Below are 12,961 nucleotides of genomic sequence, written 5' to 3'. Positions count from 1 at the left end.
TTATACCATATCTACGGCTCAATGACATTAGATTTCGTCCAATGTATCTATGATTTTTTCAAATTGTTTTCGCTTAATCTGAATACGGTTGCCGTTCACGATAACCCAGCCAGCGTCAAGATTTTCTTCGGCTAATTTACGCAATTTCTTTTCGCCAATGCGGAAGTATTTGGACGCTTCTTCAACCGTCAGCGTATATTTTTCCCAAATAGGCACATCAGTATTGTTCATAATCTATGCACCCCCCTTTACTGTGTGTCGTTTTTTACAAGCAGGCAGACGGCTTTGGAAAGCTCCATTAGTATCTCAACTATTCCCATTCTTGTGGGCAGAACCGCACCATGCGGACGTATCATTATTCTGTGAGGATAGGTCGTGGCAAAACAACTTTTCCAACAGTCGCTCTCGGATCACTGCGTGGGTCGCTCGCTTTCTTTTGAAAAGGTCGTGGCGTACAGTCCCCGTGGCTCGCCATCTCACAAACGTATCTGTCTGCTTTATTCAGTTGTCAAAGTCTGAAAAACAATATCGGCTTAAAGTTTGCATTTAGAAGCACGGATATAAACGAGATAAAGCAGACCTTAGAGTTTTTCGGTATCGACAAGGACGATGAGAACAACCAGAAACGCTTGCGTGATTTGGAGAACGGACAATGCTTATTGCAGGACTTATACGGGCGTGTCGGTGTGGTGCAGATACACCCAGTCTTTGAAGAACTGCTACACGCCTTTGATACCAGACCGCCCGTACAGAGAAATGAGGTGGAGTGATGAAAGAAAGGATAAAAGGTGTGTTCACAAAAAAGAAGATTTTCCACTTTCTCAAAATGGCTCTGTTCGTGGTGGCACTCTCCCTTATCCTGCTTTCACTTTTGGGGACGGTGGCTCATGCGACGGGGCTTGTAGACGATACCATAAACGCAGAAAATCTTTATTCAAAATATCCCCTTTCCAACTACCAGCTTGATTTTTTCGTCGATAATAGCTGGTCGTGGCTTCCGTGGAACTGGCTCGACGGTATCGGAAAATCGGTACAATACGGGCTGTACTGCATTACCAACTTTGTCTGGACTATCAGTTTGTATTTGAGTAATGCAACGGGCTATGTGGTGCAGGAAGCCTATAAGCTGGACTTCATCAATGATATGGCAGACAGTATCGGAAAGAGCATACAGACCCTTGCAGGCGTTACCGAGAACGGCTTTTCTTCTACGGGCTTCTATGTTGGTTTCCTGCTTCTCATTATCTTAGTGGTGGGAATGTACGTTGCTTATACGGGACTGATAAAACGGGAAACCAGCAAAGCACTTCACGCTGTTATCAACTTTGTGGTGGTGTTCGTGCTGTCCGCTTCATTTATTGCTTATGCTCCCGACTATATCAAGAAGATAAATGAATTTTCATCAGACATCAGTACCGCTTCTTTGGATTTGGGAACAAAAATCATGCTCCCTAACTCCGACAGCGAGGGTAAGGACAGCGTGGACTTGATACGGGACAGCCTATTTTCTATTCAAGTGGAACAGCCGTGGCTCTTGCTTCAATTCGGGAACAGCAACGCAGAAGAAATCGGGACAGACCGTGTAGAAGCTCTCGTATCGGCAAGTCCAGAGGACGAGGACGGGAAAACCAGAGAGGAAGTCGTGAAAACAGAAATCGAGGACAACGACAATAACAATCTGACAATACCGCAGGTCGTGAACCGTTTGGGTATGGTGTTCTTCCTCTTGTTCTTTAACTTGGGTATCACGATATTTGTATTCTTGCTTACGGGCATGATGTTGTTCAGCCAGATACTTTTTATTATCTTTGCAATGTTTTTACCTATCAGTTTTTTACTTTCCATGATACCGAGCTATGAAAGCATGGCAAAGCAGGCAATCGTGAGAGTATTTAATACCATAATGACACGGGCAGGAATAACGCTCATTGTAACGGTGGCATTTAGTATTTCCAGTATGTTTTACAACATTTCCACAGACTACCCATTCTTTATGGTGGCGTTCTTGCAGATAGTATGTTTCGCTGGTATCTACATGAAGCTGGGCGACTTAATGAGTATGTTCTCACTTAATGCTGGCGACAGTCAAAGCATGGGACGACGCATATTCCGCAGACCGTATCTGTTTATGCGACATCGGGCTAGGCGTATGGAACACCGTATTGCAAGGGCGGTAAGTGCTGGCGGTATTTCGGGCGGTGTAGCTGGTGCGGTGGCTGGAAGTGCCGTTGCTGGCAAGAGAGCCGAAAGAAAAAATACGGCTTCTAAAGAAAATCGGGGCAATACCACTTCCAGCATGGGACAGCGTGCAGGTTCAAAAGTCGGTGCTGTTTTAGATACGAAAAATAAAGTGAAAGACAAGGCAAACGCTGTCAAAGAGAATATCAAGGATATGCCGACACAGACCGCTTATGCGGTGTATTCCGCAAAGGAAAAGGCAAAGTCCAGCGTGTCCGACTTCAAGCGTGGCATGGTGCAGGAACAGCAGTCCAGACAGACGGGACGCTTGGAAAAGCAGGAACAGCGTAAGAAAAATATCGCTGACAAACGTATGGAGCTTCAAAAGGCACAAGAAGCAAGGCAGGTACAGCGAAAGGCTGACGGATCAGCGACAACGGGAGCTACCCGTCCCCATGAGCGACCAGTCACAGCTTCAACCATTCCAAAGCCGAGTGTTGAAAAAATGCAGGAAGTCAAACGCCCAGCCACAGCTCCAACTCCGAAAGCAAGTGAGCCAGTCAAGACAAATGTTATCAAAGAGCGTCCGTTATCTTCTGGTGCTTCTGATAAGAAAGCACCCCAGCCTACACAGACAGTACATAGGCAGAATGTAGAAAAAGTGGTATCGCAGGAAACACGCCAGAATGACACCAAAGACCGCAGGATAAAGGTTCAGCAGACCCAGAGCGTCCAGAAGAACCAGCAGACCATAGAGAAAACCCGTAACCTTGTAACGAAGAAAGGACAGAAGAAAAAATGAAACTGAAACATATCGCTATCATTGGCAGTCTGTTTCCTATCCTCTTTTCTCTGGTGCTTTTCTTTGGCGTCCTCATTAGTGCGGACAGCGACGACGAGAACAGCAATTTTTCTTCTGGCATTACGGGTATGAACCTATCCGCAGAAGTCTTGAAACATCAGCCTATGGTAGAAAAATACGCCAGAGAAAACGGTATCTCCGAGTATGTCAATGTGTTACTTGCTATCATTCAAGTAGAAAGTGGCGGTACGGCAGAAGATGTTATGCAGAGTTCGGAAAGTCTTGGTTTACCGCCTAATTCCTTAGATACGGAAAGCTCAATCAAGCAGGGGTGTAAGTATTTTGCGTCCCTGCTTTCTTCCTGCAAAAATCAAGGTATCGACGACTTGAATGTAGCGATACAGTCTTATAACTATGGCGGTGGCTATGTGGGATATGTGGCAGGAAAAGGAAAAAAACACACTTTTAATCTTGCAGAGAGCTTCGCCCGTGAGAAATCGGGTGGAAAGAAAGTAACCTACACCAACCCGATAGCCGTTGCTAAGAATGGGGGCTGGCGGTATGGCTATGGAAATATGTTCTATGTGGAAGTAGTCAATCAGTATTTAGCAGTTCCGCAGGTATCGGGAGAACTGGCACAAAAGGTAATGAATGAAGCGTTGAAATATCAAGGCTGGAAGTATGTGTATGGTGGCAGTAACCCGAATACTTCCTTTGATTGTTCGGGATTGACGCAATGGTGCTATGGAAAAGCTGGTATCTCCTTACCGAGAACAGCACAAGCACAGTATGACGCAACCCAACATCTGCCACTCTCGCAGGCAAAAGCAGGCGATTTGGTGTTTTTCCATTCCACCTATAACGCTGGTTCGTATGTAACACACGTCGGTATTCTTGTTTCGCCGACACAGATGTACCACGCAGGCGACCCGATAGGATATGCAGACCTAAGTAGTAGTTACTGGCAACAGCACTTAATCGGTGCAGGACGAGTAAAACAATAGAAAGGACTTGAAAAATATGTTTAAGAAGAATAAGAAACAGACAGAAACTATCAAAGAACCAAAAGAAAAAAAGGTGCGTACTGTCAAGGTAGGCACACATAAGAAAACCGTGATTGCGTTGTGGGTGGTGCTTGTCGCAAGCGTGAGCTTTGGGGTGTATAAGAATTTTACGGCTATCGACCAGCACACCACCCATGAAAAAGAAATCATTGAACTTTGCTTGCAGGACACCAACGGGATAGAAAATTTCGTGAAAAACTTTGCGAAGTCCTATTACACATGGGATAACAGCAAAGAAGCTATCGAAGCAAGGACGCAGGCAATCAGCGGTTATCTGACAAAGGAATTGCAGGACTTAAATGTAGACACCATTAGAACCGATATACCGACCAGCTCCACGGTTACAGATGTGATTGTATGGCATATCGAGCAATCGGGAGCGGACACTTTTTCTGCTACCTACGAAGTAGATCAGCAGATAAAAGAGGGAGAACAGACAAGCAATGTGAAAGCAACCTATACTGTAAAAGTCTATGTGGACGCAGACGGGGATATGGTAATCGTTCAAAACCCTACCCTTGCACCAGCAGTTGAAAAATCAGACTATGAGCCTAAGACACCAGAAGCAGACGCAAGCGTGGACGCTGATACGGTAAATGACGCTACCGCTTTTCTGGAAACATTCTTTAAGCTGTACCCAACAGCGACGGAAAAAGAGCTTGCTTACTATGTATTGGGAAATGTGATTGAACCTATCGGCAGGGACTACCTTTATTCTGAACTGGTAAACCCTATCTTTATAAAGGACGGCGACAATGTGAAAGTCAAGGTTGCGGTAAAATTCATTGATAATCAGACAAAAGCGACGCAGGTATCGCAGTATGAGCTTGTGCTACATAAGGATAGTAACTGGAAGATTGTAGGATAAATGATATAGCGTGCATTTCCTATCAGATTTGCACGCTTTTACAAAACGACAAGAAAACTGTGCAAAAATATTGACTTGTAATGACCGAATGCTATAATATAAATGACAAGTGTACTTGGTATTATTTGAAGGGAGCGTTATATAATGGATAAAGAAAAAATACTATCACAAAACAAAAAAGAGAATCTATATCTTGATGAATACGAAAAACATATTAAACTTCAAGGGAAATCTTTTGGCTTAATGTTTGTTTTATTTATCTGCATTTTAATTCTTTTCATTAAAGCAGTTTGTAAAGAACCTTACTATGACATAATGACAATTATTGGGTCTGTGGCATTTGGCTCTATGGGTTATGAAGCACATATTTCAAAAAATAAATCCAAATTTGTTATTGCTTTATTCTTTTTTCTATTTATGGGGTATTACTTTTATAAATTTTTAATGGTAGGTTTATAGAATGGACGAACATTTAATTTTGCGAAACAGATTAAAAACTGTACGAAAAGAAAAAAAATTATCACAAACAGAATTAGCTGAACTAGTCGGGGTTTCTCGGAATACAGTTAGTTCTATTGAAACTGGACAATTTAATCCAACAGCAAAATTGGCATTAGTGCTTTGTATAGCTTTAGATAAAAAATTTGAAGAATTATTTTATTTTGATTAAAGGAGAGAACGATTATGGAATTAGAGGAATTGATTGTTGAAATAGTTATAGGATTGTTTTTACTTTTTACATCTTATCAAATAGGTATAAAAGAGAATATTACTTTATTACATGGTTATCATTATACACAACTTGACCCTAAAGATAAAAAGGTGTTTACAAAAAAAATAGGAATAGGCACTTTACTGGTTAGTATTGGTATTCTTGTTATGCCGATTATCAATTTAATCTCTCATTCTGAATTAGGCTATTACATAGGTCTTATTTTGATTGTTGTAGGAGTGTTTTATATCATATTCATCATTGTAAAATACAATGGAAAACTTATTAGCTTTAAAAAGTAGAATTGAGGTATGAATATGATAGGACTGAACAAAAGAGATATAAAAAAGGCATTGAAAGCTGGTGCAAAAGCTGGCGGTGTATCATTGGCTGATGTTCGGGCGGATATTGAAGCTACGATTGATGAAGCTATGAATAGCACCGACCCAGAGGTGCAGGCAAATTTCAAAAAGTATTTTGGGAATAAACGCCCTACACCAGAAGAATATATTTATATCATTACGAAAAAGACAAAGGCAAAATTATAATAAAAGGGTCGTGGAAATGCTTCACAAAATTGTGATCTGCATTATCACGGCTCTTTTACTCTCTGTTTACTTTCAAAACTGTAAGTGTAATTGAATACTGCCCTTGCTATAATTTAATTGTATTCCAAAACAAATAAATGTGGCAGGAAGAAAGGAGCGATTTTTAATGGAACACATTTTAAATTTAGAGCAAGTAAAAAAATACTACGGGGGTAACTCTGGAAATATCACAAAGGCAGTAGACGGTATTTCTATGTATGTAGATAAGGGCGAATTTGTCGCAATCATGGGAGCTAGTGGTTCTGGAAAGACTACCCTATTAAACTGTATCTCTACGATTGATACTGTAACCAGCGGACACATTACAGTCAATAATCAAGATATTACCAAAATCAAGGATAAAGATTTTGCTGATTTCAGACGTGAAAATTTAGGGTTCATTTTTCAAGATTTCAACCTTTTAGATACTTTAACGATTGGAGAAAACATTTCTTTATCATTGGTTATCAACAAACAGAACCCTACTGATATTGAGAAAAGAGTTCATGCTATCGCCGATAAATTGGGTATTCGTGATATTTTATCGAAATTTCCTTATGAAGTTTCTGGCGGACAAAAACAGCGTTGTGCTTGTGCTAGAGCCTTAATCAATGAACCGAAACTGATTTTAGCTGATGAACCGACGGGAGCTTTGGACTCAAAAGCTTCCAGATTATTACTGGAAACAATGTCTGAAATCAACAAGAAAATGCAGGCTACTATTTTAATGGTAACACATGACCCGTTTAGTGCGTCTTTCTGTGAACGTATTTTGTTCTTGAAAGACGGTAAAATATTCAATGAAATTTTCAGAGGGGAAAAAAGCAGAAAAGATTTCTTCAATGAAATACTGGATATATTAACCTTGCTCGGAGGTGAAGTGGGAAATGTTAGGTAAGTTAGCGTATAGAAATACAAAAAGAAATATTAAAGATTATTTGATTTATCTGATAACCGTTACTGCATCCTTTTCTCTTATATTTGCTTTTAATTTGGTGGCAAATTCTGATGAAATTGTAAAGTTATGTTCCAGTATGGATGCATTTAAGAATTCATTGTTCGCTGTAAATATTCTTATTATTTTTGTGATATGCTTTTTGATCAACTATACAACGAAATTTATGTTTGAAAAAAGAAGTAAAGAATTAGGAACATATATGCTTCTTGGCATTAAGAAAAAAGAAATTGCCCACTTAGTTGTAATTGAAAATATACTGTTGGGAATTTTAGCATTTGTATTAGCTATTCCTATTGGCTTTTTATTCAGCCAGTTTGTGTCGTTAGTAATTGTAAACTTACTGGGTATTCCAAAAACTCTCTTTATTTCTTTGAATTTCGTTTCTATTGGACTATTGATAATTTATTTTTTAACTATTTATGTTTTGGTTTTGCTTAATCTATTAAGAAGAATAAGTAAAATGACGATACGTGATTTTCTTTATTTTGACAAACAAAATGAAAAGAAAATGTTCCGTGACAGTAAAAAAAGAAATGTCATTTTTGTTTTAAGTATTATTCTTGGTGCGATTTCTCTTTTTCTCTGGAATTCACGTTGTACTATGGATAATTTTAATAAGCAAGAAACACTTACTTATTTGATGGTAAGCGTAATCATGTTGATTATCAGCATTTATGGTATATCTACAACTTGTGCAGATATGTTCTTGACTGTTATCTTAAAATTTTGTATAATAGGAATTGAAGTTAAATTAGATGCTAAAAATTTGTAATTAAGAAGGAGGGATTCGTCATGTTGGTATTCCAAATGCGTAATGTAGATAAAACATCTACTGTTTTGAAACAGACTAAAAACAGTGATTACGCAGATAAATAAATACGTTAGATTAATTCCTACCAGTGACTAATCTTATGACTTTTTAAACAGATAACTAAAATTACAAACAAATCGTTTAACTTCTGTATTTATTTACAGATGTAATCACTTCAGGAGTGATTACATGAACAAAAATATAAAATATTCTCAAAACTTTTTAACGAGTGAAAAAGTACTCAACCAAATAATAAAACAATTGAATTTAAAAGAAACCGATACCGTTTACGAAATTGGAACAGGTAAAGGGCATTTAACGACGAAACTGGCTAAAATAAGTAAACAGGTAACGTCTATTGAATTAGACAGTCATCTATTCAACTTATCGTCAGAAAAATTAAAACTGAACACTCGTGTCACTTTAATTCACCAAGATATTCTACAGTTTCAATTCCCTAACAAACAGAGGTATAAAATTGTTGGGAATATTCCTTACCATTTAAGCACACAAATTATTAAAAAAGTGGTTTTTGAAAGCCGTGCGTCTGACATCTATCTGATTGTTGAAGAAGGATTCTACAAGCGTACCTTGGATATTCACCGAACACTAGGGTTGCTCTTGCACACTCAAGTCTCGATTCAGCAATTGCTTAAGCTGCCAGCGGAATGCTTTCATCCTAAACCAAAAGTAAACAGTGTCTTAATAAAACTTACCCGCCATACCACAGATGTTCCAGATAAATATTGGAAGCTATATACGTACTTTGTTTCAAAATGGGTCAATCGAGAATATCGTCAACTGTTTACTAAAAATCAGTTTCATCAAGCAATGAAACACGCCAAAGTAAACAATTTAAGTACCATTACTTATGAGCAAGTATTGTCTATTTTTAATAGTTATCTATTATTTAACGGGAGGAAATAATTCTATGAGTCGCTTTTTTAAATTTGGAAAGTTACACGTTACTAAAGGGAATGGAGATAAATTATTAGATATACTACTGACAGCTTCCAAGAAGCTAAAGAGGTCCCTAGCGCCTACGGGGAATTTGTATCGATAAGGGGTACAAATTCCCACTAAGCGCTCGGGACCCCTTGTAGGAAAATGTCCTAAGTGTGGCAACAATATTGTATTAAAAAAATCGTTTTATGGTTGTTCAAATTATCCTGAATGTAAGTTTACTTTAGCTGAACATTTTAGAAAGAAAAAACTAACCAAAACGAATGTAAAAGAATTACTGGAGGGAAAAGAAACCCTGGTAAAAGGAATCAAAAACAAAGAGAAAAAGCCCTACAATGCCGTTGTAAAAATTGGGGAAAAGGGATATATTGATTTTATCTCTTTTTCAAAATAAACATAAAAGCCCTTTAAAGAGGGCTTTTATATATTAATCACAAATCACTTATCACAAATCACAAGTGATTAATCACAAATCACTTGTGATTTGTGATTCTTAATGATACAATATTACTATGTTTTAGCTTTAAAGGCTCGTACAGACTATATGTTTTGTGCGGGCTTTTTTCATACCCGAAAAAATTTAAAAAATTTTTCAAAAGAGGTCATTAAATCACACCTAGCTGTCCTTATATGGTGCGGAAAGAGGGATAAACACTTTTCAAATCATAAAGGAAAGGAGGTGAGATTGATGAAACCGTCTGACTTCCAGAAAACAGTTCAATGTCGTTTTGAAAGTTGTTTAAAGAAAGTTGTCCGTAGTGTCGTGAAAGATTATTACAAGGAATTAAACCGTCGTAAGAATAAAGAAATATCTTTCAGCGAATTGCCAGATGTCCTTGTTGATAAAATGGCTGTTTGGGACGACTACGAAACAGATTATACAATCTTTTCAGTATGTGGCATTGATATTCGTGTCCTTGATGATGAATTGGCAGAAGCTCTGCATTTTCTTCTTTCAACATCTGCCAGCCTACAAGTTTGTACTGTGTGCCGACTTCTAAGCCCTCTAAGGTTATGGTATCAATGATTGTTACCTCTTTTCCAGCTTCAAGCTCTTTGTTGCCGTCCTTATCGGTAGCAGTCGTATGAATTTTGATGATACGCTCTGTGATAAGTACCGTCTGTCCGTCGTCCTCAATGTCTTTATGTTCCGCAACTTTTACGGGTTCTTCTGGATTGCTCAAATCGTATAATTCCTCGAATGTTACCAGATTTTTACCGCCAAGCTCGGACGCATTGAATGTATAAGTAATTTCCACTTTCATAGCTTCATCATCAGCGATAAAGGTATAGTCATTTTCTACACGCTTTCCATTGATAAGAAGCTCGGTGTTTTCTTCCTTTAACATCTGCCAGCCTTTGAGCTGATATTTTGTGCCTTTTGTAAGTCCGTCTAATTTGACGGTATCAACGATTGTTACCTCTTTTCCTGCAAGGATTGTCTTTTCGCCGTCCTTACTGGTCGCTGTGGTATGGATAGAGATTTCTTTTTCGTATTCATCAGTCAAAGTACCTAAATCAATCACAAGGTTATTTCTTGATACCACGATTTCAAAAGGTGGGATAAGCTCAAAGCCTTTGTTACTATCGCAACGCATTTCTTCAATGATGTAGGTATCATAAGGCAACGCCCCTTTGCTGTCGTCTGGTTTAGAAGTTCCAAACCATACACCGTCCTCGCTGGTCTTTCCTGCGTTGGTATTATGCTTATGAGAAGCCCAGTCAGAAGAAGTGGAGAATTGCCCGTTATCATCAGTTACCACAACATGACTTTCGCCCGTTGTCTTGCTTGTGATCCTAAAGGGAACATCAGCAAGACGCTTGTGTGTGCCTGCTCCGATTTTTACGCCCTCAATATCTCCACGCTTAATCTGATTGTAGATAGAATGGGCTTCGTCGGTTAAATCAACGATTTTTCCATTCTCTGTGATTGCAAAATCAATCGGTTTTGCACCGTCTGTCAAATATCCGTTTGGAGCTTCACTCTCAACGATACGGAATTTTCCATAAGGTAAAAGGTCAGCAGACGTAGAAGCGACACCCTCAATGTCTGTATGGATTGTCTTTACCACTTCATTTTTCTTGTATAGCTTGCCCTCAACCAGTACCGCATTATCATTTAAGGAAATGATGTCAAAGGCAGTATCTTTCAAAGTGGCACTTCCTTGTGGTTTTGTATCGCCCGTTTCTAAATCTCGTTTCTGAATTTTCACACCGCCACGGATAACCTTGTCTGATACAGAAAACTGGTTACTTCCAGTCAATACGGCAAGGTCGCCGTCCTCGGTAATCTGTGTTACATATAAGCCCTTAATCTGTTCGGACTTATCGCCAGCCTGCATATATGCACCGTCCAGCAAGTAACCGTTTGGAGCTTTTGTTTCTTCTACGGTTAGTGTTCCAAGTGGAAGAACGGCTTTGCCGTCCTGCATATAGAAACTGTCGCCAGATACCTTGTATGCGTCCGCTAATTTTGTAACATAGTGGATTGTACCGTCGCTGTCTGTTTCGGCGATTGTCTTTGTAACCCATGTTCTTGTAGCTTCGGCAGGGAGATTGTCTTTATTGTAGAAGCCAGTATAATACTTCCATGTAAATTCCGCACCTGCTAAAGAAGCGTTCCCCTGCGGATTGTCTTTCTGTGTTTCCATATCAATCTTGAAGAGTTCAATCAAAGTGTCTGTTACCTTTGGTGTATCTGATACGTTCAAGGTCGCTGTCTTTCCAGCTTCAACCTTTAAGGAATATATATTTGTATCAACCTTATATCCTGCTGGTGCGGATAATTCCTTGATATAGACTGTGTCAGCCGTTACCTCTACGACATCTGTATTTCCGTTTTCATCAGTCGTAAGGGTGGCAAGCTGTTTCGTGCAGTCCTTATCAGCAAAGACACCGTATGTCGCACCAGCGATAGAGTAATTCCCGTTACCGTCTGTAATGCTGGTATTACTGGAAGTCTTTTGAAGTTTCGCATTTCCAACATTGAGTTTCGCCCAGAATTGTCCCAATTCCTGCCCCTCGCCAGAGTAGATATAACCGCCACATTCATAGCGTCCTTTATTCTCTTTGACAAAGGCTTTTGCACCAGCGAAAACTTCGTCCTGCGTTGCCTTTGGAATTTCATCATAAGAAGCTCGCACGTTATCGCATTGCCAGCCAAGATGTACGCTTAATCTCTGCCAGACAACAAGCTGTCTTAAAAGGTAGGCGTGGTTTTTGCTTATTCCGTTGTGGCTGTCTGTGTACTGTTTTACATATTCGATAGATAAGGCAACGTCGCTTATCTGGTCGGCACTCATACGGGTGCTTGCGTCAGCTCTGGTCTTGTAGCCATTCTTAAAGTCTGTGTTAATGTCGATACAGTAAGCGTCCTCGCCCTCAACGGTCAAATGTCCCTCATTAAAGGTAGAACCAATCGAACCGTCATTCATTACTTTTTCAACGATACCGACACGCTCTTTTGACTCCGTCCAGTATTGCTTACTTTCTGCATGAACGGGTGTAGTCGGCAAAGCAGTAACGACAGTTGCAAGAGCTAAGAAGCCCGTACACAATCGTTTTAACATCTTTTTCATAAATCTAATGCTCCTTTCATTTTTGGTAATAAAATAACCGTCCATAATGAACGGCTGAAAATAGAAAAGGAACGTCATTTTAGGCGTTCCATAGTCTATGAGTTATTCAATTTTTCTTGTTTCAATACTGATGTGCTGTACCATATCTTTGCATATCTAGGAAAACTTGCGTATCAAGGCTCATTCAATGGTAGTAAATAAGTAGTAAATTGATGTGTTTGTTTCCTTGAAAATGCTGATAGATACTGTGTTTTAGCGGATAATCAGATTTTTATTGTGTTTTTAATAGAAACCTTTTTTATTTTATAGGATGTACTTACATAAATCAATAATTTCTATCAAAAAACGTAATAAAAAAAGAACAAGATCATACACTTATCGGGCTGCAAACAGCTTGCGAAAATATGTATAATGTTGTTCTTTTTCTATAGATGTCAATA

At 39.1% G+C, this 12,961-nt stretch carries 12 protein-coding genes and 4 pseudogenes; 14 read left to right on the top strand and 2 right to left on the bottom strand.

Going from position 1 to position 12,961, the window contains the following annotated elements; genetic code table 11:
* Positions 1 to 27 precede the first annotated feature (27 nt).
* Positions 28 to 231 carry an excisionase gene (locus DWW85_RS08290; RefSeq protein WP_002322728.1) on the bottom strand — a complete coding sequence of 68 codons (204 nt, stop codon included), beginning with the start codon at positions 229 to 231 and terminating at the stop codon, positions 28 to 30.
* 284 nt (positions 232 to 515) lie between these two features.
* On the opposite strand from DWW85_RS08290, the pseudogene DWW85_RS08285 reads away from it, so the two are divergent.
* The 14 genes and pseudogenes from DWW85_RS08285 to DWW85_RS13115 all read left to right on the top strand — a co-directional run.
* Positions 516 to 770: pseudogene (locus tag DWW85_RS08285) on the top strand (ATP-binding protein); the annotation flags it as partial.
* Positions 770 to 2,980, top strand: coding sequence for an MFS transporter (locus DWW85_RS08280; protein WP_003060083.1), 2,211 nt, complete (start codon positions 770 to 772; stop codon positions 2,978 to 2,980). The pseudogene DWW85_RS08285 and the gene DWW85_RS08280, both read left to right, overlap by 1 nt.
* Positions 2,977 to 3,984, top strand: a complete 1,008-nt coding sequence (locus DWW85_RS08275; protein ID WP_003059774.1) for a bifunctional lysozyme/C40 family peptidase — start codon at positions 2,977 to 2,979, stop codon at positions 3,982 to 3,984. The genes DWW85_RS08280 and DWW85_RS08275 overlap by 4 nt, the downstream gene beginning before the upstream one ends.
* A 16-nt stretch (positions 3,985 to 4,000) precedes the next feature.
* Entirely contained in the window at positions 4,001 to 4,912 is a 912-nt protein-coding gene (locus tag DWW85_RS08270) for a conjugal transfer protein (RefSeq protein ID WP_003062215.1), read from the top strand.
* A 144-nt stretch (positions 4,913 to 5,056) separates the two neighbouring features.
* Positions 5,057 to 5,371 carry a DUF6442 family protein gene (locus DWW85_RS08265; RefSeq protein ID WP_003061887.1) on the top strand — a complete coding sequence of 105 codons (315 nt, stop codon included), beginning with the start codon at positions 5,057 to 5,059 and terminating at the stop codon, positions 5,369 to 5,371.
* 1 nt (position 5,372) lies between these two features.
* Positions 5,373 to 5,582 carry a helix-turn-helix transcriptional regulator gene (locus tag DWW85_RS08260; protein ID WP_007286202.1) on the top strand — a complete coding sequence of 70 codons (210 nt, stop codon included), beginning with the start codon at positions 5,373 to 5,375 and terminating at the stop codon, positions 5,580 to 5,582.
* Between the two features lie 14 nt (positions 5,583 to 5,596).
* Positions 5,597 to 5,926 (top strand): DUF3784 domain-containing protein, encoded by a 330-nt coding sequence (locus DWW85_RS08255; RefSeq protein WP_003061243.1) that lies wholly within the window; start codon positions 5,597 to 5,599, stop codon positions 5,924 to 5,926.
* A gap of 15 nt (positions 5,927 to 5,941) precedes the next feature.
* Positions 5,942 to 6,172 carry a hypothetical protein gene (locus tag DWW85_RS08250; protein WP_003060191.1) on the top strand — a complete coding sequence of 77 codons (231 nt, stop codon included), beginning with the start codon at positions 5,942 to 5,944 and terminating at the stop codon, positions 6,170 to 6,172.
* A gap of 166 nt (positions 6,173 to 6,338) precedes the next feature.
* Positions 6,339 to 7,109 (top strand): ABC transporter ATP-binding protein, encoded by a 771-nt coding sequence (locus DWW85_RS08240; RefSeq protein WP_003061398.1) that lies wholly within the window; start codon positions 6,339 to 6,341, stop codon positions 7,107 to 7,109.
* Complete coding sequence (locus tag DWW85_RS08235) at positions 7,099 to 7,941, top strand: ABC transporter permease (protein ID WP_003060411.1); 843 nt, start codon at positions 7,099 to 7,101, stop codon at positions 7,939 to 7,941. The genes DWW85_RS08240 and DWW85_RS08235 overlap by 11 nt, the downstream gene beginning before the upstream one ends.
* 20 nt (positions 7,942 to 7,961) lie before the next feature.
* On the top strand, positions 7,962 to 8,045 hold the full coding sequence (locus DWW85_RS08230) for a 23S rRNA methyltransferase attenuation leader peptide (protein WP_001814874.1): 84 nt from the start codon (positions 7,962 to 7,964) through the stop codon (positions 8,043 to 8,045).
* Between the two features lie 124 nt (positions 8,046 to 8,169).
* Positions 8,170 to 8,907, top strand: coding sequence for a 23S rRNA (adenine(2058)-N(6))-methyltransferase Erm(B) (gene erm(B) / locus DWW85_RS08225; RefSeq protein WP_001038795.1), 738 nt, complete (start codon positions 8,170 to 8,172; stop codon positions 8,905 to 8,907).
* Positions 8,908 to 9,076: 169 nt separating this feature from the next.
* A pseudogene (locus DWW85_RS08215) lies at positions 9,077 to 9,337 on the top strand (topoisomerase DNA-binding C4 zinc finger domain-containing protein); the annotation flags it as partial.
* 294 nt (positions 9,338 to 9,631) lie between these two features.
* A pseudogene (locus DWW85_RS13115) lies at positions 9,632 to 9,886 on the top strand (sigma-70 family RNA polymerase sigma factor); the annotation flags it as partial.
* Here the strand turns inward: DWW85_RS13115 and DWW85_RS08205 are convergent.
* Positions 9,876 to 12,521: pseudogene (locus DWW85_RS08205) on the bottom strand (SrtB-anchored collagen-binding adhesin); the annotation flags it as partial. The pseudogenes DWW85_RS13115 and DWW85_RS08205 sit on opposite strands and share 11 nt — an antisense overlap.
* Between the last annotated feature and the right edge of the window lie 440 nt (positions 12,522 to 12,961).

The sequence above is a fragment of the Clostridium sp. AF17-21AC genome (assembly GCF_003461365.1).
Lineage (GTDB): Bacteria > Bacillota > Clostridia > Lachnospirales > Lachnospiraceae > Coprococcus > Coprococcus ammoniilyticus.
Note: the sequence above shows the minus strand (reverse complement) of the source record. Positions and strands in the feature narration are given on the sequence as shown.

Bases quoted from the DNA above. Each gene is read 5' to 3' on its own strand.
- DWW85_RS08290 (WP_002322728.1), bottom strand. From the start codon at position 231: ATGAACAATACTGATGTGCCTATTTGGGAAAAATATACGCTGACGGTT.
- DWW85_RS08280 (WP_003060083.1), top strand. From the start codon at position 770: ATGAAAGAAAGGATAAAAGGTGTGTTCACAAAAAAGAAGATTTTCCAC.
- DWW85_RS08275 (WP_003059774.1), top strand. From the start codon at position 2,977: ATGAAACTGAAACATATCGCTATCATTGGCAGTCTGTTTCCTATCCTC.
- DWW85_RS08270 (WP_003062215.1), top strand. From the start codon at position 4,001: ATGTTTAAGAAGAATAAGAAACAGACAGAAACTATCAAAGAACCAAAA.
- DWW85_RS08265 (WP_003061887.1), top strand. From the start codon at position 5,057: ATGGATAAAGAAAAAATACTATCACAAAACAAAAAAGAGAATCTATAT.
- DWW85_RS08260 (WP_007286202.1), top strand. From the start codon at position 5,373: ATGGACGAACATTTAATTTTGCGAAACAGATTAAAAACTGTACGAAAA.
- DWW85_RS08255 (WP_003061243.1), top strand. From the start codon at position 5,597: ATGGAATTAGAGGAATTGATTGTTGAAATAGTTATAGGATTGTTTTTA.
- DWW85_RS08250 (WP_003060191.1), top strand. From the start codon at position 5,942: ATGATAGGACTGAACAAAAGAGATATAAAAAAGGCATTGAAAGCTGGT.
- DWW85_RS08240 (WP_003061398.1), top strand. From the start codon at position 6,339: ATGGAACACATTTTAAATTTAGAGCAAGTAAAAAAATACTACGGGGGT.
- DWW85_RS08235 (WP_003060411.1), top strand. From the start codon at position 7,099: ATGTTAGGTAAGTTAGCGTATAGAAATACAAAAAGAAATATTAAAGAT.
- DWW85_RS08230 (WP_001814874.1), top strand. From the start codon at position 7,962: ATGTTGGTATTCCAAATGCGTAATGTAGATAAAACATCTACTGTTTTG.